Below are 23,998 nucleotides of genomic sequence, written 5' to 3'. Positions count from 1 at the left end.
AATCAAACTTAACCCTTACGTTATATCTTTAAAATTATGTAGGTTTGTGCAAACGTTTCTTTTGGCAATGAATAAGACCCTTTCGAATTTTATTTTAATAATTTTTATAAGCTCACTTTTTATTAATTGTGCTAATCGTGGCACGCCACAAGGAGGTCCTAAAGATCTTGACCCACCTCAGATTACAAATGCTGAGCCAGAAAATTATTCTATACATTTTAATGGGAAAGAAATTAAAATTTATTTTAATGAATATATTAAAATAAAGGATTTACAGAAGCAACTTATTATTTCGCCTCCCATGAATACACAACCAGAAATAACGCCTTTGGGAAGCGCCAGTAAATACATTACCATTAAAATTTACGACACGCTACAACCCAATACTACATATGCATTCAATTTTGGAAATAGTATAACCGATAATAACGAAGGTAATCCGTATCCATATTATAAATATGTGTTTTCTACGGGCGATTATATAGATTCACTTTCAGTTAAAGGGAGCATCTTAGATGCCGAAAAACAAGCTCCAGATACGTTTGTATCTGTGATGTTATATGAAGTAGATTCTACATTTACCGACTCCATTATTTACAAAAAACCGCCTAAATATATTACCAATACTTTAGATAGCACAACTACTTTTTCAATAGACAATGTAAAGGAAGGCAAATACATGCTAGTTGCCTTAAAAGATGAAAATAACGATAATAAATTTCAGCAAAAAACGGATAAAATAGCGTTCCACAAAAGTTTTATTAACGTCCCAACAGATTCGCTATACACCTTAAAACTTTTTAAAGAAGAAACCAATTTTAATGCAACCAGACCACAATTGGTTTCGGGTGAAAAAATTGCTTTTGGCTATGAAGGCAGTTATCAAGACATGCAAATTACTTTAAAATCTGATGTCCCGGATGGTTTCTCTTCTAGAATAACAAAAGATATTAAAACCGATACGCTTTATTATTGGTATCAACCAAAATTAGAGATGGACTCTTTGGTTTTTAATGTTTCTAAACAAAGTTTTGACAAAGACTTTGTTGTGAGATTAAAAAATAACAAAAGAGATACTTTAGTGATTAATGCAGACCCTAAAGGAAATATTGGATATGATCAGGACTTTAAAATTTCTGGAACAACCCCCTTTAAATCGTTTGACATCTCTAAAATAGCTATTATAGATAAAGATTCTACCGAAGTTGTTTTTACTTCAACATTTGATACGATTACAAACTCTCTGGCCTTAAATTTTAAAAAAACCGAAGATAATAATTATAATATAAGCATATTACCAGAAACTTTTACAGATCTTTTTGGAGATTCAAATGACTCGTTAAATTACAAATTAAATACGCCTAAAAAAAATGCTTTTGGCAATGTAAGAATACGGTTAACAAATGCCACTTATCCTATTATTGTGCAATTAACTAACGAAAAAGGGGAGGTTAAATATGAACAGTATTCTACAAAACAAGATGTTTTAGATTTTTTAAATGTAGCACCGGGCAATTATCTTGTTAAAATAACTTTTGATAAAAATGGCAACGGTCAATATGATTCCGGAAATTTTCTTAAAAAAATTCAACCCGAGGAGTCCATTTATTTCAATTTAAACAAAGGAGATGCCATTAAAGCAGATTGGGATTACGAAGACGCTTTCGATTTGATTAAAAGGTAAATTCATCTCTATCGTCCAAAAACCGTAATTTATTTCTATAGAAATTAATATGATTCCTTTCTAAAGTCACAATCTCTGTATGTTCTTTATTGGGCTTTATTGGCGTAATATTATTTCCTAATACATCGTAAACAGCAGAATGCCCACAATGCTCATTATGGTCTTTATCTTCTCCAACTCTATTTACACCAATACAATAACTCATATTTTCGATAGCACGGGCTTTTAATAATGTATCCCAAGCCATGACTCTAGGTTTTGGCCAATTGGCAACATACATCAAAACATCATAATTTTCAGTATTTCTAGCCCAAACAGGAAAACGTAAATCGTAACAAATTAACGGACAGATTTTCCAACCTTTATAATCGATAATAACTTTTTCTATACCAGAAGCAAATACTTTATCCTCACCTCCCAAAGTAAACGTATGCCGTTTATCATAATGTGTGATGGCACCTGAGGGTTCAACAAAAAGCAGTCGGTTATAAAATTTGTTGTCTTCTTTAATAATTAAACTTCCCACAATAGCCGCATGGGTTTCTAAAGCTGTTTTCTGCATCCACATAACGGTTTTACCATCCATGGGTTCTGCCCATTGTACAGCATTCATTGAAAAACCTGTTGAGAACATTTCAGGAAGTATAATAATATCTATCCGGTCACTAATGGCTTCAATTTTCTCAGAGAAATTTTTTCGATTTTGTTTTGGATCTTCCCAAATCAAATCAGACTGAATTATGGCTATGGTAAGTTTATCTTGCATACTCTAAAAATACTTAATTTAAACCTCATCACATGCAAATTATTAATGGTTTTTTAAAGATGCTCAATAATCGTTTTTAAGCCTAAAACATCAAACAATATTCATTTTTTTCAATAAAAATGATGCATTCATGTTTTTACAAACGCCTTCTTTCAGCTTATAGTCAAAATAAAGTTCATCATTAATAATTTCGGCATCAAAATAATAGTTCTTAACTTCATCTAGCTCTTTTTCAATTTCACATAAGCTTAAATCATGTGTTGCAATAATTCCTGTAGCGTTTGAAGCCACTAATTTCTCGACAAACTTGCGTGAACCAATGGCTTTATCGGTGCTGTTCGTCCCTTTCAAAATCTCATCTAAAACGATGAAATAAGGTTCTTTTTGAATAGCATCTACAATGTATTTTAAACGTGTTAATTCTGAAAAGAAATAAGAACTATCATCTGTTAAAGAATCTGTAGTTCGCATACTTGTAATTAATTTTACAGGCGAATAACGACTTGTTTTTGCACAAACGGGCAAACCAACATTTGCCATAACAATGTGTAAAGATATGGTACGTAAAAAGGTGCTTTTTCCAGCCATATTAGCTCCTGTTACAATAAAAAACTGCTCGTTTTTAATAGTGACGTCACTATCCACTCGCTTCTCTTTTTTAAGTAATGGATGCCCCAATCTTTCAGCTTGAATCACTATCCCATCATTTACGATCTCTGGAAACACAAAATCCGGGTGATTAAAAGTAAAGTTTCCCAAAGAATTATAAGCATCGAAAAAAGAAACGACTTCAAACCAATCGGTTACTTTATCGGCATGTAGTTTTATCCATTCTTCTATGCGATAACTGTTTTTGATATCAGACAGGAAAAGGCCATTCCCAAAAATGGCTGAAATTAAATTATTTCTATTATCTAAAGCGTCTAAAGATTTTGAAAGTTCAGAAAAAATACCAGATGCTTTTTTACCTTCTTGCTGAATTTGTTGTTGCTTTTGTTGTAGTAATTGAGAAGAAAACGATTCATTTTCTATCAAATCTAAAAGTAAAGCATATTGTCTAAAAGTATATTTTAATTTATCTGTGTTTGATGAGAGTAAATTTATTTTTTTCACATAAATGCTTGAAAGACCTAACCCTAAAAGCAACCAATAGCCAATAATGGCTTGATTTACTATGATATTAAAAAATATCAATCCGAAAATAAATATCGAAACGATAGAAAAAGCTTTTGGCAACCAATTCATGATTTTTGGTAAAAATGATTGATGGTTTTTCAACCACTTTATAGTTTGTGTCGCTGGTGTTTCAACCAATACAAAACTAGATTTAGCAGCATAAAATTGTCGCCATTCGGGTTTAGAACTTAATTCTTTTATGGCTTCCTGTCTTGAAAGAATATCATCTGTATTATTTGCTTTTAAAGCATCTGCTAATTCTTGAGTGCCTTCTTTAATCGTAGTTCTATTGATGAACTGAAAAAACGAAGCACGTCCAAATAAATCGATATCCAAACTATAAAAGTGATTGGGGTCTTGAAAGGCTAAGCCATCATTCCTATCGTGGAAATTACCGGAAGCAATGCTAATTTCTGCCTCGTTTATTTTCACCAAGGCTTCATTAAAAAGTCTTTCGGCTTTAGCATCATTGTATTTAGACAACAAATAAAGAAAGATAGTAATGCCTATAACTGCTATAAAAACAGCAATTTGCCACGTACTAAATGTGACATATATGCCAACAACTGTTATTACAAAAGCCAAAAGCCTGTAAATACTTAAAGTTGTCATTTTTTTATAAAACTTCTGTGCGCTTGCTTTATAGATTTCTAAATGCTTTTGGTAGTATTCTAAAGGATTCTTCATTTTTTTGTTTTCATAATGACTGAAATAAAAAAGCCCCGAAAAATTCAGGGCTTTGTAATATTCTAATAGTTTTAATCTCTTCCTCCTGCAAACACCCTAAATCCCCAATATACGAGATTCGCTAAAGCACCAATGGCAGCAACCAAATACGTTCTAGCCGCCCATTTAAGTGCATCTTCAGAACCTGCATATTCTTCTTGAGATACCATGTTTTTATTTTTTAACCAAGCTAACGCACGGTTACTTGCATCGTATTCTACTGGCAACGTGATAAAGCTAAATACCGTTGCGAAAGCCATCATGACCAAACCGGCAACAGCTACATAATATCCTAATCCCATACCAGCAGCAGCTCCTAACATCAAGCCACCAAAAACGACCCATTGCGACATCCCAGAGGTGACACTCACAATAGGAACTAAAGCAGAACGCATTTTTAACCATTCGTAAGCTTTAGCATGTTGCACGGCATGGCCACATTCGTGAGCCGCTACTGCCGCAGCCGCTGCATTACGTTGATGGTAAACCGATTCACTTAAGTTAACCGTTTTGTTTTTTGGGTTGTAATGATCCGTTAATTGCCCTGGCGTTGAAATAACCTCCACATCGTAAATACCGTTATCAGACAGCATTTTTTCAGCAATTTCTTTACCACTCATACCATTACGCAATTGCACTTTCGAATATTTTTCGAACTTACGCTTTAACGTACTGCTCACTAACCAGCTAACAAGTGCGATGGCACCAAGTAATATATAATATACTAACATGTTTTTTCTAAATTAAAATTTCGAAATAAATATAGCAATAATAACGCCAAATTCACAATATGAAATTTTGTCAGATAAAAAATATTAGGATACCGAAAATTCTAAATTGAATGCTTCTGCTATTTCTTTATAAACTATTTTTCCTTTTACGATATTTAATCCTTTATTTAAAGGCTCACTGTTTTCGCAGGCTTGTTCCCAGCCTTCATTAGCTAATTTAATAACATAAGGCAAGGTCACATTTGTTAATGCTACAGTAGAGGTGTAAGGAACAGCCCCTGGCATATTCGCTACACAATAATGCACTACATCATCAACAATATACGTTGGTTGTTCATGTGTGGTTGCTTTAGTGGTTTCAAAACAGCCGCCTTGGTCTACCGCTACATCTACAATCACCGTACCTGGACGCATGTCTTTAAGCATGTCTTTGGTAATTAATTTGGGAGCTTTAGCACCTTTGATTAATACCCCACCGATAATTAAATCGGCATCCTTAATATGTTTTCTAATATTATATTCGCTTGAAAATTCGGTCACTACATTAGGTGGCATGATATCGCACACATAACGTAATTGTTTCATATTTACATCTAACACCGTTACATTAGCACCTAAACCAGCTGCCATTTTAGCCGCTTGTATACCAACAACACCCGCTCCTAAAACCAATACTTTTCCAGGGGCAACACCAGGCACGCCTCCCAATAAAACACCGCGTCCTTTTATAGGTTTTTCAAGATATTTCGCCCCTTGTTGAATAGACATTCTACCTGCCACTTCAGACATTGGTATTAATAATGGTAAAGTACCATTAGTATCTTCCACGGTTTCATAAGCAATACAAATAGCATTACTTTCTATCATGGCGTGTGTTAAGGTTTCACTAGAAGCAAAATGGAAATAAGTAAACACCACTTGATTGGGTTTAATTAAATCATACTCCATTTCAATAGGCTCTTTCACCTTTACAATCATGTCCGCTACATCATAAACTTCTTCAATAGTGTCAAGAATTGTGGCACCTGCATCTAGATAGTCTTTATCAAAAAAACCACTGCCAAAACCAGCATTTTTTTGCACATAAACTGAATGATTTCTTTTTGTAAGTTCAAATACACCAGAAGGCGTCATGCCTACTCTGTTTTCATTATTTTTAATTTCTATGGGAACACCAATTTTCATTTGTTAAATTTTATTTGTTTTTAAATGATTCGGATACAGTTTGCCAACAACCCTCCTGATAAGTGTCAAGATTTGTTATAGCGAATTTCATAATTATTAAATATTTAAAATAGTCACTTGTGGTGCAAAATTAAAATATTGAATTGAAAATAATGAAATATATAATGGATTTTATGGATTTTTTTTGACGAAAAGTTAAAATCACTAAAAAAACAATAAAGCCATTTGTTTTTTAGATGTTTTTGGTGTATTTTATTTTGAAATAAATAAGAAAAAATGCTGAAACCAATGTAATGGCATTTGCCATAATCATAGACGGACTTTCTTTATAAAAACCGTACACCAACCAAATAAAAACTCCCGTAAAAAACATCAAGAGCATAGGTAGTGATAAAGCGGAAACGTCTTTGGTTTTCCATGTTTTATACACTTGGGGCAAAAAGGCTGCTGTGGTTAAAAATGCCGCTACAAAACCAATGATTTCTATAAAATTCATATATAATTTATAAGGTGGATTCCTGCTTTACTCCTTTAGTATTATTTAACAATATTGTGTTCGTGAATCTTCGATTTTGCAGGAATGACAAAATTTATACGATCGTTGCAAACACTTAGTACGAAGCCATCTACCTATTCGAAAATTCACCATTCCTATTAAACAGATGGCTTCGTGCCTCGCCATGAGGTTAGCCTACAATATTCACTATTTTCCCTGGGACTATAATCACTTTTTTAGGGGTACGTCCTTGTAATTGCTCTTGGGTTTTTTCGTTTGCCATCACCGCTTCTTCAATTTGTTGCGCATTAAAATCCATGGGCAATTCTAAGGTGAAACGCATTTTTCCATTGAAAGAAATCGGGTAATTTTTACTGCTTTCTACCAAATGACTGGCATCAAATTTTGGAAATGGTGCCGTTGAAATGGATTCGTTATGTCCTAATTGATACCATAATTCTTCTGCAATATGTGGTGCATACGGTGACAATAAAATCAATAACGGTTCTAGAATTTCTTTTGAAGTACATTTTTGAGCCGTCAATTCATTAACGGCAATCATAAAGGTTGATACCGAGGTATTGAATGAAAAATTCTCGATGTCTTCCTGTACTTTTTTTATGGTTTTGTGAAGCGTTTTTAAATTATCTCTTGTTGGTTCATCATCGTTTACATTTAAGCCATCATCACCAACATAAAGTTTCCAAAGTTTTTTAAGGAATCCATGAACTCCTGTAATACCAGCCGTATTCCAGGGTTTGTATTGCTCTAAAGGCCCTAAAAACATTTCGTAAAGACGTAAACTGTCGGCTCCATATTCTTCACAAATTTGGTCTGGGTTGACGACGTTGTATTTGGACTTGGACATTTTTTCGACTTCGCGACCGACTTTGTAAATTCCTTCTTTCGAATCAAATCCCACATTTTTAAAATCAGAATGCCAACTTTTAAACGAATCAATATTTAATTCATCAGAAGAATTAACATATTCTACTGGCACATGAGTTGATGCAATAGGTGTAATTAAAATTAGTTCATCATTATCTAATCTCTTTAGCAATTCTGAATCTATATCATAGCGAACAATATTTTCCAAAAATTCATCTTTACCAGTAGACAATACTTGATAGTATAATTCCTTAGGTATTATAATTCGCTTTCTGTCAATAATAACATTACTTCCATCCTTTTCAATCAAAGAGTAAAAAGTATAATATACAAAAGCACTCGTCCCCAAAATCATCCCTTGGTTAATCAGTTTTTTAGCAAACTCATCAACAGGCACTAAACCTTTATCAAACAAGAATTTTTGCCAAAAACGAGCATATAATAAATGACCTGTAGCATGCTCGCTGCCTCCGATGTATAAATCGACATCTTTCCAATAGTTAAGGGCATCTTGACTTGCGAATTCCTCGGTATTATGCACATCCATATAGCGGTTAAAATACCAAGAACTTCCTGCCCAACCTGGCATGGTGTTCAATTCTAAAGGAAAGACATTTATATTATCAATCAATTCATTAGAGACAACTTCCGCCTTGAGGCGGTTCCAAGCCCAAACGGTGGCATTTCCCAACGGTGGCTCACCGGTTTCGGTTGGTAAATATTTTTCAACTTCCGGCAAACGAATTGGTAAATGTTTGGCATCAATCATATGCGGCATCCCATCTACATAATACACAGGGAATGGTTCGCCCCAATAACGCTGACGACTAAATACGGCATCACGCAAACGATAATTGGTTTTACCTTGTCCTTGACCCAATTTTTCTAATTCTGAAATAACTTTTTTAGTCGCTTCTTTATATGATAATCCATTTAAGAAATCGGAATTTGCAATAATGGTGTTGTCTTTATCGGCAAAGGCTCCTTCAGAAATATCAGCACCCTCAAAAATATTAGGAATTGGGATATTAAAGTGTTTTGCAAAATCGTAATCACGTTGGTCACCACATGGCACAGACATCACGGCACCTGTTCCGTAACCCGCTAATACATAATCGCCAATCCACACGGGGATGGGTTCTTTGGTAAACGGATGTTCTACATACGCGCCTGTAAAAGCACCTGTAATGGTTTTTACATCAGCCATGCGATCGCGCTCACTACGTTTGGCGGTCGCTTCTATATAATTTTCAACCTCAGCTTTTTGTTCTGGAGTTGTTATTTGAGAAACAAGTTCGTGTTCTGGAGCTAGCGTCATAAAACTGACTCCGAAAATAGTATCGGGACGTGTTGTGAAAACCGATATAGTTGTTGGTTGTTGGTTATTGGTTGTTGGTTCTTCAACTTTGAACTTTGAACTTTGAACTTTGAACTTAACAGATGCTCCAACCGATTTTCCAATCCAATTACGTTGGGTTTCTTTTAAAGATTCTGTCCAGTCTATTTTATCCAATCCTTGAAGTAAGCGTTCGGCGTAAGCTGAAATTCGCATGCTCCATTGGGTCATTTTTTTTCGGATAACCGGATGGCCACCACGTTCGGACACGCCATTGACTATTTCGTCATTCGCCAACACGGTTCCCAGTGCAGGACACCAGTTTACTTCGGTTTCGGCTAAATAGGTTAATCTGTATTGTAATAATAGTTGTTGTTGTTTTACCGAATCAAAAGCATTCCATTCTTCGGCGGAAAAGGGTTCAATAGCATCATCACAAACAGCATTGACTTTTGAGTTTCCTTCGGTTTCAAAAATGTTGATTAATTCCGAAATATCTTCTGCTTTATCGGCATCCTTATTATACCAAGAATTGAATAATTGAATGAAAATCCATTGCGTCCATTTGTAATAATTGGGGTCGGATGTACGAACTTCACGAGACCAATCAAATGAAAACCCGATCTGATCTAATTGGCGACGGTAGGTTTTAATATTTTCTTCAGTCGTCAATGCAGGATGTTGCCCTGTTTGAATAGCATATTGTTCAGCTGGCAAACCAAAACTATCATACCCTTGTGGATGCAACACATTAAACCCTTGATGACGTTTATAACGCGCATAAATATCGGACGCAATGTAACCTAAAGGATGCCCAACATGTAACCCTGCGCCACTTGGGTAAGGGAACATATCTAACACATAATATTTGGGTTTATCGCTATTATTTTCTGCTTTAAACGTTTGGTTTTCGGCCCAATATTTTTGCCACTTGGCTTCTATCTCGTTGAAATTGTAATTCATTCTCATTCTAAATATTAACGCCATTGCGAATAAAGGGAAGCAATCTGCTAATTCCATAAGATTACCACGTCGCTTCTCTCCTCGTAATGACGATTTTAAAAATGCAAATTTACGTTTTAAATAGAAAACAGTAAAGGTTTGCCTATAATTAATCAAAGTCATTTTTAACGGAATTAATAACTTAGATTAATATGCCTTTAAAATGCAATTCGTAGTTTTGCAACTTAAACAATTCTTCCTTTTGATAAACAATACAACCAAAGCCCATTTAGCTTTATTAGGAGCCAATACTATTTATGGTGCCAACTATATTATAGCTAAAGGTATTATGCCCGAAAAAATAAATCCGACTGCCATGGTAATGATTCGTTTGGGTGTTTGTTCACTTTTATTCTGGATCATTAAATTCTTATTTGTAAAAGAACGTATAGACCCTAAGGATTTCTTAAGACTTGCTGCCTGTGGTTTATTTGGTGGTGCAGCCAATCAATTATTGTTTTTTCATGGTATTAGTTTAACATCACCTATTGATGCTTCTATTATTATGACTATTACGCCCGTTGTTGTTTTGGTTTTTAGTTTACTTATTTTGAAAGAAGCTATTACAAAAAATAAATTATTAGGTATTACTATAGGTGGTATTGGTGCCATCACACTTATCTTATATGGGAATACGGCTACTGGAACCAGTTCTTTCTCAGGAAATTTGTTAGTGTTTTTAAATGCTTCCTGTTATGGTCTTTACCTAGTGCTGGCAAAAACGTTAATGAAAAAATATCAAGCTATTACCGTAATCAGTTGGGTATTTTTATTTGGTTTAATTTTGGTGTTTCCGTTTGGAATTAATGATTTACTTACCACTAATTTTGAAGCCTTCACTTTAAATACCTACTTTGTTGTTGGTTTTATTGTTTTGTTCACCACCTTTTTAGCCTATCTATTTAATGTGTATGCACTTAATTATGTTTCGCCATCCATAAACAGTAGCTATATTTATTTACAACCCGCTGTTAGTTTTATTATGGTTAGCATTTTTGCTTATACATTAATGGACGACACCTATTCTAAAGATATTAATTTGATTAAAATATTAAGTTGTTTATTAGTGGTTGTAGGAGTTTATATGGTTAGCAGACCACAAAAAACAACTGGTTAATAAACAGACAATAAAAAGCATATCTTAAAGTTTAAAGTTTGAGATAAAAATGATAATGGAAATTTATATGGTAACGCCTGTTTTCTTTAAATAAGATTCCCACTTTTGCGAAAAAGACAATTTTATTTGGAATTAAAAGACTTGTGTCTTTTAAAGTTTCTTTTCATTTTCTTTATTATTTTTACAACTTCAACAGCACCATACTATGAGTTCATCATTTGAAAAAGACCAAAGACGCCGACTTATTTCCTCTTACTTTTCAGTAGTGTTAAGTATCGCTTTGGTGCTTTTTTTATTGGGATTATTAGGATTATTGCTTCTTAATGCCAAAAAAGTATCAGACCATTTTAAGGAACAAGTCGTGCTTACCATTTATTTGAAAGAATCGGCTAAAGATGTTGAAATTAAACAACTTGAGAAAAGTTTGGCTTTGGCAGATTATGTAAAAAGCACAGAGTATGTTTCGAAAGAACAAGCAGCCGAACTTATGAAAGCTGAAAATGGTGAAGATTTCATGGATTTTGTGGGTTATAATCCACTGCAAAATTCCATTGATGTGCATTTAAAAGCTGATTTTGTAACCTCAGAACAACTTGAAAAAATTTCTGAAGAAGCCAGTTCTAAAAACTTTGTAGACGAAGTCGCTTACGATAACGATTTGGTTAATTTAATGAACGATAATGTAAAAAAAATAAGTTTTTGGGTATTGGTTATTAGTGGAATTTTCACTCTAATTGCAGTGTTGCTTATCAATAGCTCTATAAGATTGGCCGTCTATTCTAAACGATTCACCATAAAAACGATGCAAATGGTTGGGGCAACCAAACAATTTATTAGACGTCCTTTTGTTTGGAAAAGTGTCCGTTTAGGAATTATTGGAGCGGTAGTTGCTTTAATTGGCATGGCGATTGTTCTATATTATTTGAATAAAACATTCAGTGAATTACAACTACTTAGCAATCCTCTATTAATTACACTTTTATTTGTTGGTGTGTTTGCTTTAGGAATCATCATCACTTGGATAAGCACACATATAGCAACGCAACGCTTTTTAAATTTAAAGACAGACGACCTTTATTATTAGTTGTTGGTTGATAAAATTCGCAAATTCCATTTTCATTAACACAATAGTTTTAAATAAATCTGTTAATTTGCATATAGTTTTTAAATATTATGGGAGAAAAAAAACGTAAAGAAGACTCTAAAAGCGAATTTGTATTTAGCAAAAAAAATTACAAATTCATGTTTATAGGCTTAGCCTGCATCGCTTTAGGTTTTATATTAATGTCTGGTGGTGGCAGCGACGACCCTAATGTTTTTAATCCAGATATTTTTAGTTGGAGACGTATCCGTCTAGCCCCCACATTAATCTTAATTGGTTTTGGCATTCAAGTGTACGCTATTTTGTTGAATCCAGATAAAGAATAATGGATACATTACAAGCGGTTATTTTAGCAATTGTTGAAGGCTTAACGGAATTTTTACCCGTTTCTTCAACAGGACATATGATTGTTTTATCATCATTTTTTGGTATTGCACACGAAGATTTTACAAAACTCTTTACCATAGTAATTCAATTAGGAACCATTATGTCTGTAATTGTTCTTTATTTTAAACGATTTTTCCAAAGTCTAGATTTTTATTTCAAACTATTTGTGGCTTTTATTCCTGCTGTTATTTTGGGATTATTATTTAGTGATGCTATTGATAGCTTATTAGAAAATCCTATAACCGTAGCTGCTTCACTAATTATTGGAGGGTTTTTATTACTAAAAGTGGATGATTGGTTTGGTGATGAAGAAGGCACAGAAATTTCATATTTAACGGCTTTAAAAATTGGTTTTTTTCAATGTTTAGCCATGATTCCTGGTGTATCAAGAAGTGGTGCCAGTATCGTCGGTGGAATGACACAAAAACTATCTAGAAAAGTGGCTGCCGAATTTTCATTTTTCTTGGCCATACCCACCATGTTTGGTGCCACAGCTAAGAAAAGTTACGATTACTATAAAGACGGTTTTGAATTAACAAACGACCAAGTAAACTTATTAATTATCGGTAATATAGTTGGTTTTATTGTGGCTTTAGTTGCTATTAAAACGTTCATTAATTACTTAAGTAAACATGGCTTTAAAATGTTTGGTTATTATAGAATTATTGCAGGTGCAGCCATCTTAATAATTCATTTCTTTATCCAAAAATTAACTATTATTTAATGACTGTTGAAGACTATCAATCTGGTCAAGTTTTACTCATAGATAAACCACTTCATTGGACCTCTTTTCAGGTCGTCAATAAACTACGCTGGGAATTAAAGCAAGCCTTTAAATTAAAAAACCTTAAAGTTGGACATGCTGGCACCTTAGATCCTCTAGCTACTGGACTTTTAATTATTTGTACTGGTAAAATGACCAAGCAAATTGACACGTTTCAAGCACAAATAAAAGAATATACAGGTACGTTTGTTTTGGGCAGCACAACCCCTTCATTCGATTTAGAAACTGAGGTTAACGAAACCTTTCCTACAGCACATATAACTTCAAATTTAATTGAAGAAACTACACAACGATTTATTGGAGACATCGAACAATATCCACCTGTTTTTTCAGCCATAAAAAAAGACGGTAAACGCTTATATGAATTTGCCAGGGCTGGTGAAGATGTAGAGATTAAACCAAGAACAATTACCATTCAAGACTTTGAAATCACTAAAATTGACAATCTTAATATTGACTTTAGAGTGGTTTGTAGCAAAGGTACTTACATACGCTCACTAGCGAATGATTTTGGCAAAGCTTTACAGTCTGGAGCGCACTTATCCGCATTAAGACGTACAAAAATTGGAGACTTTAATGTTCGTAACGCCACCACTCTTGAAGGCTTTATTAAAACGCTTAACAACTAATTTGTTTAATTTTACGTATATTTCGTAAACGTTACTATCGATTTGAACCTAACAAATCAACATAAAGCCCTACTTATTACCTTTTTCTTATCTGGAACTGTGGTACTTTCTATATTCAATTTCCACTTGAAAAAACATGATGAATTAGCTTCAGAAAGTTACTATGAGATGGAACCTGAAAAAGAATTAACCGAGGAAGAGGTTAAAATTCTTGAAACTTTAGCAAAGCTAAATAATGCCAAAGCTGAAACCAATAGTGCTTTTAACGAAACGGCCGAAAACAAACAATTTGCCCAAGCCTACAAACCTATTGCTCCTCCTGAAGATTATGAATATCCGAAACCTAGTGAGAATAATGACGATGGCGATAGTGATAATTCGAACGCAACAGGAGAACAAAAACCGCTTCAACCAGCTATTAACAAAGAAGAATTATCGTCATTCAGCAAAGTAAAAGATTTATTAAAAAAGCAACAAGCCGAAAGTGTTAATACTAAAAGCACTATTAGTTTTTCATTGGTTAATAGAACAAAAGTATACATTCCTATTCCTGTTTATTTATGCGAAGTGGATGGGAAAATAGTTATAAACATTACCGTAAATGCTGAAGGAAATGTTACCGATGCCTATTTAAATAACTCTTCTACATCAAACAATGAATGTTTAATTGGACATGCCTTAGAATATGCCAAAAACTCACAATTTAGTGCCGACCCATCTAAGAAAACGCAAATAGGATCCATTACTTTTTATTTTATTGGCAAAGATTAGGTTCTAGCCTACAAAGCATTTCCACAATATCTTCCATGACATTTAAACCTTTATTAGTATTGTACCAATGCTGTAAATCTTCTTTAAATTCCGATGTTATGGTTCCGTATTTAGCCTTAAACCTATTAACATAGGCCGTGGCTTCACTTGGTCTGGGGCCATAGGTCTCCAATACACCTCCAGATATTTTTTCAATGACTATCATTTTGGGAATAGACCTAGCTCCGGCTGTTAAAAAAGCATCCATCAATTCAGGATTTTCATCACGAAGTACTACTCTTAAATCAATATGATTGTTTAATTCTGCCAACTTATTAAGAACTGGTAAAACATGAGCGGCATCGCCACACCAACTTTCTGCAATAACTAACCAAGTCACTTTTTCTTTAAATGATTTTACTTTCTTTCCAATATTTTGTGGGACTTTAATAGTTTTATCCCATCGCCTCATTCTGCTATTGTTAAGTATGGTATAGTTGACTAACTCTTCCGTTTTAGAATCTCCAGTTGTAGATTTTTTTTCTGCCATTTCTATTACCAAATTTCTATATTCTTGGTAGGACATACTATTTTGCAAACCATTTTTAATAATTGAATCCATTGTATTAGTCATTTAATAAAAAACAAAATTAGTATCTTGCCCCAGTTTTAAAGATGACTTTTATCATACTTTTATTTTAAATATTCAAGAACTTATTATGGCTAAAAAACACAAATGCGGTTGGTGCCTTGGTGATCCCCTTTATGAAACATATCATGATAATGAATGGGGAGTCCCCGTTTATGATGATGAAACTATATTTGAGTTTTTAATTTTAGAAACCTTTCAAGCGGGTTTGAGCTGGATAACCATTTTACGTAAACGTGAAAATTTCAAAGTTGCTTTCGATTATTTTGATTATAAAAAAATAGCCCAATACAATCAAGCTAAAATTGATAATTTAATACTGGATCCGGGTATTATTAGAAATAAATTAAAAATTAATGCTACCGTTACCAATGCCCAAGCTTTTATGAAAGTTCAAGAAGAATTTGGAAGTTTTAGCAAGTACATTTGGGGATTTGTTGACGGCAAACCCATAAAAAACAATCTTAAAAATTATAAAGAAGCAAAACCCACAACAGCCATTAGCGATGCCTTAAGCAAAGACTTAAAAAAGCGCGGATTTAAATTTGTAGGCTCTACCGTTATGTATGCCCATATGCAAGCGACCGGTATGGTTAACGACCATGAAATGAGTTGTTTTAGGTATCATGAAGTTTAATTAATTTAAAAGAAACTGGCCCCCTTGAATCAATAAACAGATTAAAACTATTAATAATAAATAAAAAGTTTTAATGAAGTTCCTTTTTAAAAGTTGCTTTGCTAGTACCGTACTATTTGAATTTTAGTTTATTAAATTTTTTATACAATTGTATATAGCTGAAAATCATTAATCTTTAAAATGAATTTAATTTATTTTCAATTAATCCAATTCTTTTATTCCAGACCCTTCTTAAAAAATAAATTTGAATACCAATGCTGAATAAAAGCAGGCCTGCAAACAACAAAATTTTATGAAGTTCCCATACTATATTTGAGACTAAAAAACCCAACAATATAGTAACTGCTAATACTCTAGAGAGTATGGAAAGCGTACTGAATTTTTTAATTTTTGTCAAATATTTTTGTAGTGATTCTTTTATATTCTCTCCGAAAATTGGATTTTTCACCAGTATATATCCTAAAATATTGTGGATTAACAACAATAAAATAGAAACGATTAAAAGTCCATTCCATACAATGGATTTCAATTGCCCATCAAAAAAATCATAGTACACAACCAGTAAAATTGTCCAAACAATACTTTCAAAAATTAATTGCTTTTTAATGCTTCTTAAGACAGGATGGTTTCCAGATTGTTTCATTTTTTTTAAACATTCGGTGGTTCTTACATTATCTGTCTCCCCTTTTTTATAATCTGATTTTAAATCTTCTAAATCCATAATTATATATTTATTAATGTTTTTATTTTGTTTTTAATTCGGTTTAAGCGCACACTCACATTATTTTTTGTAATTCCTGTGATATCCGCTATTTCAGTTAAATCATAATCGTCTAGATATAATGATATAATAGCTTTTTCAGCATCATCTAATTGCCTTACAGCCCAAAAAAGTTTTTCTTTTCTAACATCATCTTGTTTTATTTCAGATTGAATATCAGGAAGTTCTTTTACATGAGATATGGGTACTTTTGTTTTTCTAAAACTTGCCATGGCAGTATTCAAAGCAATTTTGTACATCCACGTTGTTATTTTAGATTTACCTTCAAATTTTGGATAAGATTTCCATAATTGATAGGTTATTTCTTGAAATAAATCTTCTTTATCCTCTCTATTATCTCTATAAATATTGCAAACCTTGTGAATTAGCCCTTGATGTTTATGAATAGTCTTTAGAAAATCTTCATTTTGTATAGACACTTTATTAATTTTAAATTCTAATTAGATTATTATACATCACATATGTTGTTTAAAAATCAAAAATATTACAGAATTTATTTTTTATTTACAAAACACTAAATATCAATCATTTAAATAATTAAAAAAAGCCTCCCGAGAAATCTCTTCAGCACCCAAACTTTCTAAATGATTTGTATAAACCTGGCAGTCAATCAATTTGTAATTAGTATTCTGAACAAAAGTTATAAAGGCTGTTTTACTGGCATTACTTTCTTTAGAAAACATACTTTCTCCACAAAACACACCATTGTTTAAATCGATACCATAAAAGCCACCAACCAATTCATCTTCCTTCCAAACCTCAATAGATTTTGCATAACCTAATTTGTTTAAATTCGAGTAAGCCTCCATCATGCTTTCAGTTATCCACGTTCCTCCTTGTCCACTACGTTTTATTTTAGAACATTCGGCAATCACCTCTTTAAAGGCCTTATTTACAGTAACCGTATAATTTTTGTTTCGCAAAATTTGTTTCATGCTTTTAGATATTTTCAACTTTTCTGGAAACAAGACAAAACGTGGGTTAGGAGACCACCATAATATTGGCTCACCTTCGCTAAACCAAGGAAAAACACCATTTTTATATGCTAACAACAATCTCTTTACAGACAAATCACCACCAATAGCCAGCAAGCCATCCTCCGTAGCTTCAGATACATTAGGAAACCAAATTTCTTTTGTGAGATAATGCATAAATAAACATTTTAATAAAAATAAAAAACCTCGAGGTTATTGTAAACATCGAGGTTATATTTAAGAGATTCCTGCCTTCACAGGAAGGCAATTAATTAAAAGGGCAAATCGTCATGGTCCTCTTCATTCAAATTTCCTGCCGGCTCAAAAGCATCCATGGGTGGTACTGGTGGCAAACTTCCGTCTGAAGCATTTGCCTGCAACGCTTCAATTCTCCAGCCTTGAATAGAGTTAAAATATTTAGTTTCACCTTGTGGGTTTACCCATTCTCTACCGCGTAAATTGATACTTATTTTTACTTGTTGTCCTTCTTTATAACTATTCAACAAATCACATTTATCTTGTACAAATTCCACCATAATGTGTTGTGGATATTGCTCTTCTGTAGTGACTACTATCTCTCTTTTTCTAAACCCTCCAGTACCAAAAGTCTGGGTATCACCTATCATTTTTACTCTTCCTTGAACTTCCATTGATTATTATTTAAATCTTATTTTACAATTATATTCGTATTTAACAAATATAGCCATTCTATTAAACAACTAAAAACTGATTTACTAACAAGTTGAACAATAATATTAACAGAATTGCATTATATTACATATTTAAAATAACTATTAGTGATTTTTACAGATTATAGAAATGCGTTACGATGGGCAATGGTCATCCTATCATTTGCTATTGTTTCACTTATATTGTGGAAAACTTATGAGTTTTTTCAATATTTTAAAGATGAAGAGCGCACCAAAATGGAACAATTTTCGTTTGCTCAAATCGATTTAATTCAAAGTGAAGAAACCAATGTTAACCTAAATCTTACCTTAAAAATATTGAGTGGCAATAAAACAACACCCATGTTAATTGTTAATGAAGATGGCAGTTTAGATGATTATAACAATATAGATGAAACTAAAATTTCCGATTCATTATATATTAAAAGCTTAATATTAAAGTTTGAACAAGAAAACAGACCAATACCTATTGAGGTTGGAGGTAAAGTAATTAGTAAAATATATTACGGGAATTCTCCTCTTTTAAATAAACTAAAATACTATCCTTTAGCATTATTACTTATTATATTCTTGTTTTCTGCATTTATATTTTTCTTTTATAAAAGCAACAAAAATGCTACCCAGAATAAACTTTGGTCTGGTATGGCAAAAGAAACGGCCCATCAAATAGGCACCCCACTATCATCTTTAATTGGTTGGACTGAAATTTTAAAAAGTGAAAACTTAAATCCAGATTATATTATTGAAATTGAAAAAGATATAGATAGACTGCAAACAATAACTGAAAGATTTAGTAAAATAGGCTCTGTTCCTACTTTAGAAATGGTAGACATTATCAATGAAACCATTAATTCTTATGACTATTTAAAGTCACGCTCATCTAAACTGGTAGATTTTGAAATTATAATACCGGAAGGCGACATTCCTGTTAACCTAAACAAACAATTATATAGCTGGGTTATTGAAAACTTAGTTAAAAATGCCATTGATGCCATGAAAGGTAGAGGGAAACTTATTGTTGAAATATCTCAATTGGAAGATAATGTAAAAGTAAGTGTGACAGATACTGGAAAAGGGATTCCAAAAAAACTATTTAAAAAGATTTTTGATCCAGGTTTCACAACAAAAAAAAGAGGTTGGGGTTTGGGTTTATCACTTACCAAACGCATTATTGAAGATTTTCATGGAGGAACGATTAAAGTATTACAATCTGAGATCGGCAAAGGAACAACTATACAAATTGCATTAAAAAGAGCTTATAATGGATGAAAATCTTATAACAGTAAAGGAAGTATCTTTAAACAATAATTGTCCTGAATGTTATGGCAAAGAAGGGTTAATACTAACTTTTAAACAAAAGGTTATACAAAATCAATTTTATAAATCCATTACACTTGACATCACGCATAGCATTCATTGTAAAACATGTAATAATGCGATTTATCCTGTGCAGTGGACAGATGATATAGAACGTATTGTAGAATACCAACAAAAGTCATTTACTCCAATGACCCCATCCACTTATATTAAAAAAACATCTTGGATTATAATAGCTTCTGTTTCTCTGATTGCTATCACGATAATTTTATTAGTTACTCTTATGTAAGTCTAATTGAGCTTTAATAGCGTTGGCCGTATCTTCTAATTCTTCTGATGTCATTTTTGATTTTTGAATGAAACGAACATCCTCCATAGTGTGCAACGGAATTAAATGTACATGTGCATGTGGTACTTCTAAACCAATAACAGTCATTCCGATTCGTTTACAGGGAATTGTTTTTTCTATAGCTATGGCAACTTTTCTTGAAAAATTCATTAAGCCATTATAAGTAGCTTCATCTAAATCAAAAAGTTTGTCAACTTCCATTTTAGGAATACAAAGTGTATGTCCTTTACTATTGGGGTTGATATCTAAAAATGCTAAAAACTGATCTGTTTCAGCTATTTTATAACATGGAATTTCGCCATTTACTATTTTAGTGAAAATTGAAGCCATAAAACGAAGGGTTTGAGAGTGTTTTGTAAATATAAAAAGATTCCTGATTTTAACATCTCAGGAATCTTTTAAAATTTATTTTATCGAAAATTTCTATCTGGAAATTTCTATGATATCAAATTTTATCACGCCATTTGGCACTTGAATTTCGGCAACATCACCAACAGATTTACCTAACAATCCCTTACCAATTGGTGAGTTAACAGAAATTTTTCCTGCTGCCAAATTGGCTTCACCATCAGCCACCAACGTATAGTTCATTTCCATGCCGTTGGTTTGATTCTTTATTTTTACTTTAGATAATACCAATATTTTTGACGTGTCCATTTGAGATTCATCAATCACACGTGCACCCGCTAAAGCTTCCTCTAACTTAGAAATTCGCATTTCCAACATACCTTGTGCTTCTTTAGCAGCATCATACTCTGCATTTTCACTTAAATCACCTTTATCTCTAGCTTCAGCAATCGCTTTTGACGCTTTTACACGTTCAACATCTTTCAACTGTTGCAATTCGTCTCTTAATTTTTTTAATCCTTCAGGTGTATAGTAAGATACTTTACTCATAACTTCATCGTTTATTTAATAAAAAGATTCCGAAACACAACCACATTATAGTGCAAGAGTTCGGAATAAAAAAATCCCGTTTCCACGAGATTGAATAACAAAAGTACAAAATTTTTAGTTATATATTGAGGAATAACCTAAAAAGCACTTTCCCTCTTACCAAAACAGAAATGTTAAGAGGACATATACAAAATAATATCTCAATTTGCTTTTTGTTGTAAATTGCGTTTCAAAAATTAATTATTAATGAAATCTTCTTTCTACTTATTATTATTTACTATTATTTTATCTTGTAGCGGAAACTCAGTTGACAATAAAAACTGTAGATTCCTTTTGAATGTTGGAGTTAATGTGAGCATAAACATGAATTTACCGCAGTATAGCCAACTACAATTTATAAGTAATTCCGTATATATTTCTAATGCAGGAAATGCAGGTATTATAGTTACAAATACAGGTTCCGGCTATCTGGCTTGGGATGCTAGCGACCCCAACCATGCACCAAGTTCTTGTTCTGCACTTACCATTTCTGGTTTAAATGGCACTTGTGGTTGTGGCGATGAAAACACTTATAGCCTTGTTACTGGTCAGGCCATAGGCAATGGGGAATTACAATGTCCTTTAAAAAATTACAGGGTTGAACAAAATGGGAATGTTCTTTTAGTTTATAATTAAAAAAGCGACTCAAATGAGTCGCTTTTTATTCATATAATGAAAGAACAAAGCTAAAATTTCAATGTAACTCCTACCAAAAAGTTTGTTGTTGCTTGTGGGTAATAGCCTGCACCCTCAATAGTTGTAATGGTTCCTGGATTCGAAAAATCGTCATCATACGTGTAATAATAACCATTAGAAACATATTTTTCTCCAAAAATATTATTTACCAACCCTGAAAATAAAATAGATTTGAAAATGGAATTTGGTTTAATTTCATAAGTTATATTCAAATCATTAACAAAATAACTATCCAATTTTGAAGCTTTAGAATCTGTATTTCCCATAAACTGTTCACCAACATATTTACTTAAAAATGACATTTGAAAATTTGCTATTGGTTGAAATACTAAAGCATTTGCCGCCACAAAATCTGGTGAGAATGAAATATTGGTTTTTCCAAGATTCACTAAACCTCCATCTTTTTCAATAATAGTTTCTTTGTTTTTATTAGAACTTATGGTAACATTTGGTTGCATTGCAAATTGCTTTGTAATCTGAATAGCCGCATCAACTTCTAAACCTACCCTATAACTATCGCCACTATTTGTTCTTACTGGCGACCCTGTATTATCCAAAGCACCTGTTAAAACCAATTGTTCATTATATAACATATAATAAGCGTTGGCACTTACTCTAAATGTTTCATTCGTATGCCTAAAACCCAATTCAAAATCGTTTAATTGTTCTGGCTTTATGTCGACATTACTTTCAAAATCACTACGACTTGGTTCACGATTGGCTCTAGCATAAGAGAAATAAATATTGTTTTTGGTGTCCAACTCATATGTAATTCCCGCTTTAGGATTGAAAAAATTATAATTTTCATCAATATTAAAAGGAACAACATCTGAACTTAAACCTGTCGTTTTATAATCTACAAATCTCAATTGTAAATCACCGTATAAACTTAGTTTATCATTGAGCTTAAACGTTGCCTTTGTAAATGCACTAAAATCTTTTTTCTTTGCTTTTCCATCATAATAATGATCGCCAATTTCAGAATTACTAGCATATCTTGCCCAAATAATCTCTCCAAAATGTTTGCCATTATAACTACTATAGGATGTCCCAAAAGACATATCTAGATTGTCATTTTTATAATTGGTGCTGGCAGTTACAACATAAAAATCGTTATCTAACCAACGGCGTCTAATTAAGTCGGTTGTATTAATGGTTTCACCACCAATAGTTATGTCGGTTAAACTATAATCGGCAAAATCTTCATCTTCTTTGTATTGTTCAAAAAAGCCCCGTCCAGAGGTATAATTTAATCCTAAATTAGTGGACCAATTATTATTGTAACGCTCATTCCAATGTAATTGATAATGATCTTGTTTATAATCATCTACTTCATTATCATGAAATCTGGTATCGCCATTTTCATCGGTATACATTCCAGATGGATTATAAGTTCTATCGGTGGCCAAAGTGGCTGCGTCTATACCATTCCAAGCTTGATAGGTAACTTCATAACCACCAAAAACCAATGCTTTAATTAAGGTGTTATCGTCTTTATAAGCTCCTTGCAGGAAATACGACTTTAAATCGGAAGATGCTCTATCAATATAACCATCGGAATTAATTTGGGATAAACGTCCAGATAATTCAAAATAATTATTGATTAAGCCTGTGCTGAATTTTACATTATGCCTTCTGGTATTATAGGTTCCAAAAGCATTAGAAATTTCAGCACTTGCTTTATCGGAAATAGCATCTGTTAAAATATTAATACTGGCTCCAAAAGCACCAGAACCATTGGTACTTGTGCCAACGCCACGTTGTAACTGAAGACTTTCTACTGATGAGGAGAAATCTGGAAGATCTACCCAAAAAGACCCTAACGATTCGGCATCATTATAGGGAATTCCGTTGATGGTTACATTGGTAGATTGCGCACTTACCCCGCGCACTCTAATACCCGTATATCCAACGCCAGCACCTGCATCGCTAGTGGTTACAACAGAAGGCAAATAGTTTAATAAAATGGGTAAGTCTTGACCCAAATTACGTTTCTCCAATTCCTTTTTCGTAAGATTGGAATGTGTGATGGGCGAGGTCGCATTCACACGAACTGCTTTAACTAAAACTTCGTCTAAAGTTTCAGTTTTTGTTGAATCTTTTTGAATTTGATTATCTTGTGCATTAGCAAGATATGATAGCACAAAAAGTGCTAAAAATGTGAATAAATTTTTAGTTTCGTTCATTTTATTGTTTAAGACGAAACTGAAC

At 32.9% G+C, this 23,998-nt stretch carries 25 protein-coding genes; 11 read left to right on the top strand and 14 right to left on the bottom strand.

Annotation, left to right across the window (positions count from 1 at the left end; all coding sequences use genetic code 11):
* Nucleotides 1-67: 67 nt before the first annotated feature.
* Complete coding sequence (locus DKT72_RS09590; RefSeq protein ID WP_111308518.1) at nt 68-1,684, top strand: Ig-like domain-containing domain; 1,617 nt, start codon at nt 68-70, stop codon at nt 1,682-1,684.
* On the opposite strand, the gene DKT72_RS09585 is transcribed toward DKT72_RS09590, so the two are convergent.
* From DKT72_RS09585 to DKT72_RS09560, 6 genes are all read right to left on the bottom strand, one after another.
* The gene (locus DKT72_RS09585; protein ID WP_111308517.1) at nt 1,674-2,450 is read right to left on the bottom strand and encodes an amidohydrolase; all 777 of its coding nucleotides are present in this window, start codon (nt 2,448-2,450) and stop codon (nt 1,674-1,676) included. The two genes, DKT72_RS09590 and DKT72_RS09585, sit on opposite strands and share 11 nt — an antisense overlap.
* Before the next feature lie 90 nt (nt 2,451-2,540).
* Nucleotides 2,541-4,313 (bottom strand): MutS-related protein, encoded by a 1,773-nt coding sequence (locus DKT72_RS09580; protein WP_111308516.1) that lies wholly within the window; start codon nt 4,311-4,313, stop codon nt 2,541-2,543.
* Nucleotides 4,314-4,384: 71 nt separating this feature from the next.
* Nucleotides 4,385-5,083, bottom strand: a complete 699-nt coding sequence (locus DKT72_RS09575; protein WP_111308515.1) for a zinc metallopeptidase — start codon at nt 5,081-5,083, stop codon at nt 4,385-4,387.
* Between the two features lie 84 nt (nt 5,084-5,167).
* Nucleotides 5,168-6,268 (bottom strand): alanine dehydrogenase, encoded by a 1,101-nt coding sequence (ald, locus tag DKT72_RS09570; protein WP_111308514.1) that lies wholly within the window; start codon nt 6,266-6,268, stop codon nt 5,168-5,170.
* 232 nt (nt 6,269-6,500) lie between these two features.
* Nucleotides 6,501-6,764, bottom strand: a complete 264-nt coding sequence (locus tag DKT72_RS09565; protein WP_111308513.1) for a SemiSWEET family sugar transporter — start codon at nt 6,762-6,764, stop codon at nt 6,501-6,503.
* Nucleotides 6,765-6,954: 190 nt separating this feature from the next.
* A complete protein-coding gene (locus DKT72_RS09560) occupies nt 6,955-9,951 on the bottom strand; it encodes a leucine--tRNA ligase (RefSeq protein WP_111308637.1) in 2,997 nt (998 codons plus the stop codon).
* A 202-nt stretch (nt 9,952-10,153) separates the two neighbouring features.
* Here DKT72_RS09560 and DKT72_RS09555 point away from each other — a divergent pair, with 202 nt between their 5' ends.
* The 6 genes from DKT72_RS09555 to DKT72_RS09530 all read left to right on the top strand — a co-directional run bounded on the left by DKT72_RS09555 (nt 10,154) and on the right by DKT72_RS09530 (nt 14,780).
* Nucleotides 10,154-11,107 (top strand): DMT family transporter, encoded by a 954-nt coding sequence (locus DKT72_RS09555; RefSeq protein ID WP_111308512.1) that lies wholly within the window; start codon nt 10,154-10,156, stop codon nt 11,105-11,107.
* 205 nt (nt 11,108-11,312) lie between these two features.
* Nucleotides 11,313-12,191: a cell division protein FtsX gene (locus DKT72_RS09550; protein ID WP_111308511.1), complete on the top strand. Its 879-nt coding sequence runs from the start codon at nt 11,313-11,315 to the stop codon at nt 12,189-12,191.
* 89 nt (nt 12,192-12,280) lie between these two features.
* Entirely contained in the window at nt 12,281-12,535 is a 255-nt protein-coding gene (locus DKT72_RS09545) for a DUF3098 domain-containing protein (protein ID WP_111308510.1), read from the top strand.
* Nucleotides 12,535-13,320 (top strand): undecaprenyl-diphosphate phosphatase, encoded by a 786-nt coding sequence (locus DKT72_RS09540; protein ID WP_111308509.1) that lies wholly within the window; start codon nt 12,535-12,537, stop codon nt 13,318-13,320. Before DKT72_RS09545 ends, DKT72_RS09540 begins: the two co-directional genes overlap by 1 nt.
* Entirely contained in the window at nt 13,320-14,009 is a 690-nt protein-coding gene (gene truB, locus DKT72_RS09535; protein ID WP_111308508.1) for a tRNA pseudouridine(55) synthase TruB, read from the top strand. The genes DKT72_RS09540 and truB overlap by 1 nt, the downstream gene beginning before the upstream one ends.
* Before the next feature lie 42 nt (nt 14,010-14,051).
* A complete protein-coding gene (locus DKT72_RS09530) occupies nt 14,052-14,780 on the top strand; it encodes a hypothetical protein (protein WP_220628111.1) in 729 nt (242 codons plus the stop codon).
* Here DKT72_RS09530 and DKT72_RS09525 read toward each other — a convergent pair.
* A complete protein-coding gene (locus DKT72_RS09525) occupies nt 14,764-15,381 on the bottom strand; it encodes a thioredoxin family protein (RefSeq protein ID WP_111308507.1) in 618 nt (205 codons plus the stop codon). The two genes, DKT72_RS09530 and DKT72_RS09525, sit on opposite strands and share 17 nt — an antisense overlap.
* A 97-nt stretch (nt 15,382-15,478) precedes the next feature.
* Here DKT72_RS09525 and DKT72_RS09520 point away from each other — a divergent pair, with 97 nt between their 5' ends.
* On the top strand, nt 15,479-16,045 hold the full coding sequence (locus DKT72_RS09520; RefSeq protein ID WP_111308506.1) for a DNA-3-methyladenine glycosylase I: 567 nt from the start codon (nt 15,479-15,481) through the stop codon (nt 16,043-16,045).
* A gap of 175 nt (nt 16,046-16,220) precedes the next feature.
* Here the strand turns inward: DKT72_RS09520 and DKT72_RS09515 are convergent, their stop codons facing one another.
* The 4 genes from DKT72_RS09515 to DKT72_RS09500 all read right to left on the bottom strand — a co-directional run bounded on the left by DKT72_RS09515 (nt 16,221) and on the right by DKT72_RS09500 (nt 18,450).
* Nucleotides 16,221-16,766, bottom strand: a complete 546-nt coding sequence (locus tag DKT72_RS09515) for a hypothetical protein (RefSeq protein ID WP_111308505.1) — start codon at nt 16,764-16,766, stop codon at nt 16,221-16,223.
* A gap of 2 nt (nt 16,767-16,768) precedes the next feature.
* Nucleotides 16,769-17,245: a sigma-70 family RNA polymerase sigma factor gene (locus DKT72_RS09510; protein WP_220628110.1), complete on the bottom strand. Its 477-nt coding sequence runs from the start codon at nt 17,243-17,245 to the stop codon at nt 16,769-16,771.
* 102 nt (nt 17,246-17,347) lie between these two features.
* On the bottom strand, nt 17,348-17,977 hold the full coding sequence (gene aat / locus DKT72_RS09505) for a leucyl/phenylalanyl-tRNA--protein transferase (protein WP_111308504.1): 630 nt from the start codon (nt 17,975-17,977) through the stop codon (nt 17,348-17,350).
* A gap of 95 nt (nt 17,978-18,072) precedes the next feature.
* Entirely contained in the window at nt 18,073-18,450 is a 378-nt protein-coding gene (locus DKT72_RS09500; protein WP_111308503.1) for a DUF3127 domain-containing protein, read from the bottom strand.
* A 147-nt stretch (nt 18,451-18,597) separates the two neighbouring features.
* Here DKT72_RS09500 and DKT72_RS09495 point away from each other — a divergent pair, with 147 nt between their 5' ends.
* Nucleotides 18,598-19,758 carry a sensor histidine kinase gene (locus DKT72_RS09495; RefSeq protein WP_111308502.1) on the top strand — a complete coding sequence of 387 codons (1,161 nt, stop codon included), beginning with the start codon at nt 18,598-18,600 and terminating at the stop codon, nt 19,756-19,758.
* Nucleotides 19,751-20,095, top strand: coding sequence for a hypothetical protein (locus tag DKT72_RS09490; RefSeq protein ID WP_111308501.1), 345 nt, complete (start codon nt 19,751-19,753; stop codon nt 20,093-20,095). Before DKT72_RS09495 ends, DKT72_RS09490 begins: the two co-directional genes overlap by 8 nt.
* On the opposite strand, the gene DKT72_RS09485 is transcribed toward DKT72_RS09490, so the two are convergent.
* A complete protein-coding gene (locus DKT72_RS09485; RefSeq protein WP_111308500.1) occupies nt 20,078-20,485 on the bottom strand; it encodes an HIT family protein in 408 nt (135 codons plus the stop codon). The genes DKT72_RS09490 and DKT72_RS09485 overlap by 18 nt on opposite strands.
* Before the next feature lie 93 nt (nt 20,486-20,578).
* Nucleotides 20,579-21,052, bottom strand: coding sequence for a transcription elongation factor GreA (greA, locus tag DKT72_RS09480; RefSeq protein WP_111308499.1), 474 nt, complete (start codon nt 21,050-21,052; stop codon nt 20,579-20,581).
* 246 nt (nt 21,053-21,298) lie between these two features.
* On the opposite strand from greA, the gene DKT72_RS09475 reads away from it, so the two are divergent.
* A complete protein-coding gene (locus DKT72_RS09475; RefSeq protein WP_111308498.1) occupies nt 21,299-21,727 on the top strand; it encodes a Rieske (2Fe-2S) protein in 429 nt (142 codons plus the stop codon).
* Nucleotides 21,728-21,777: 50 nt separating this feature from the next.
* Here DKT72_RS09475 and DKT72_RS09470 read toward each other — a convergent pair whose 3' ends face one another.
* Nucleotides 21,778-23,973, bottom strand: coding sequence for a TonB-dependent receptor (locus DKT72_RS09470; protein WP_111308497.1), 2,196 nt, complete (start codon nt 23,971-23,973; stop codon nt 21,778-21,780).
* Nucleotides 23,974-23,998 lie beyond the last annotated feature (25 nt).

Source organism: Confluentibacter sediminis (assembly GCF_003258355.1).
Taxonomy (GTDB): Bacteria; Bacteroidota; Bacteroidia; order Flavobacteriales; family Flavobacteriaceae; genus Confluentibacter; species Confluentibacter sediminis.
This window is presented reverse-complemented; position numbering and strand designations above follow the sequence as displayed.

Excerpts from the sequence above, each read along its gene's own strand:
- DKT72_RS09590 (WP_111308518.1), top strand. The coding sequence starts at position 68 with ATGAATAAGACCCTTTCGAATTTTATTTTAATAATTTTTATAAGCTCA.
- DKT72_RS09585 (WP_111308517.1), bottom strand. The coding sequence starts at position 2,450 with ATGCAAGATAAACTTACCATAGCCATAATTCAGTCTGATTTGATTTGG.
- DKT72_RS09580 (WP_111308516.1), bottom strand. The coding sequence starts at position 4,313 with ATGAAGAATCCTTTAGAATACTACCAAAAGCATTTAGAAATCTATAAA.
- DKT72_RS09575 (WP_111308515.1), bottom strand. The coding sequence starts at position 5,083 with ATGTTAGTATATTATATATTACTTGGTGCCATCGCACTTGTTAGCTGG.
- ald (WP_111308514.1), bottom strand. The coding sequence starts at position 6,268 with ATGAAAATTGGTGTTCCCATAGAAATTAAAAATAATGAAAACAGAGTA.
- DKT72_RS09565 (WP_111308513.1), bottom strand. The coding sequence starts at position 6,764 with ATGAATTTTATAGAAATCATTGGTTTTGTAGCGGCATTTTTAACCACA.
- DKT72_RS09560 (WP_111308637.1), bottom strand. The coding sequence starts at position 9,951 with ATGAATTACAATTTCAACGAGATAGAAGCCAAGTGGCAAAAATATTGG.
- DKT72_RS09555 (WP_111308512.1), top strand. The coding sequence starts at position 10,154 with ATGCAATTCGTAGTTTTGCAACTTAAACAATTCTTCCTTTTGATAAAC.
- DKT72_RS09550 (WP_111308511.1), top strand. The coding sequence starts at position 11,313 with ATGAGTTCATCATTTGAAAAAGACCAAAGACGCCGACTTATTTCCTCT.
- DKT72_RS09545 (WP_111308510.1), top strand. The coding sequence starts at position 12,281 with ATGGGAGAAAAAAAACGTAAAGAAGACTCTAAAAGCGAATTTGTATTT.
- DKT72_RS09540 (WP_111308509.1), top strand. The coding sequence starts at position 12,535 with ATGGATACATTACAAGCGGTTATTTTAGCAATTGTTGAAGGCTTAACG.
- truB (WP_111308508.1), top strand. The coding sequence starts at position 13,320 with ATGACTGTTGAAGACTATCAATCTGGTCAAGTTTTACTCATAGATAAA.
- DKT72_RS09525 (WP_111308507.1), bottom strand. The coding sequence starts at position 15,381 with ATGGATTCAATTATTAAAAATGGTTTGCAAAATAGTATGTCCTACCAA.
- DKT72_RS09520 (WP_111308506.1), top strand. The coding sequence starts at position 15,479 with ATGGCTAAAAAACACAAATGCGGTTGGTGCCTTGGTGATCCCCTTTAT.
- DKT72_RS09515 (WP_111308505.1), bottom strand. The coding sequence starts at position 16,766 with ATGGATTTAGAAGATTTAAAATCAGATTATAAAAAAGGGGAGACAGAT.
- aat (WP_111308504.1), bottom strand. The coding sequence starts at position 17,977 with ATGCATTATCTCACAAAAGAAATTTGGTTTCCTAATGTATCTGAAGCT.
- DKT72_RS09500 (WP_111308503.1), bottom strand. The coding sequence starts at position 18,450 with ATGGAAGTTCAAGGAAGAGTAAAAATGATAGGTGATACCCAGACTTTT.
- DKT72_RS09490 (WP_111308501.1), top strand. The coding sequence starts at position 19,751 with ATGGATGAAAATCTTATAACAGTAAAGGAAGTATCTTTAAACAATAAT.
- DKT72_RS09485 (WP_111308500.1), bottom strand. The coding sequence starts at position 20,485 with ATGGCTTCAATTTTCACTAAAATAGTAAATGGCGAAATTCCATGTTAT.
- greA (WP_111308499.1), bottom strand. The coding sequence starts at position 21,052 with ATGAGTAAAGTATCTTACTATACACCTGAAGGATTAAAAAAATTAAGA.
- DKT72_RS09475 (WP_111308498.1), top strand. The coding sequence starts at position 21,299 with ATGAAATCTTCTTTCTACTTATTATTATTTACTATTATTTTATCTTGT.
- DKT72_RS09470 (WP_111308497.1), bottom strand. The coding sequence starts at position 23,973 with ATGAACGAAACTAAAAATTTATTCACATTTTTAGCACTTTTTGTGCTA.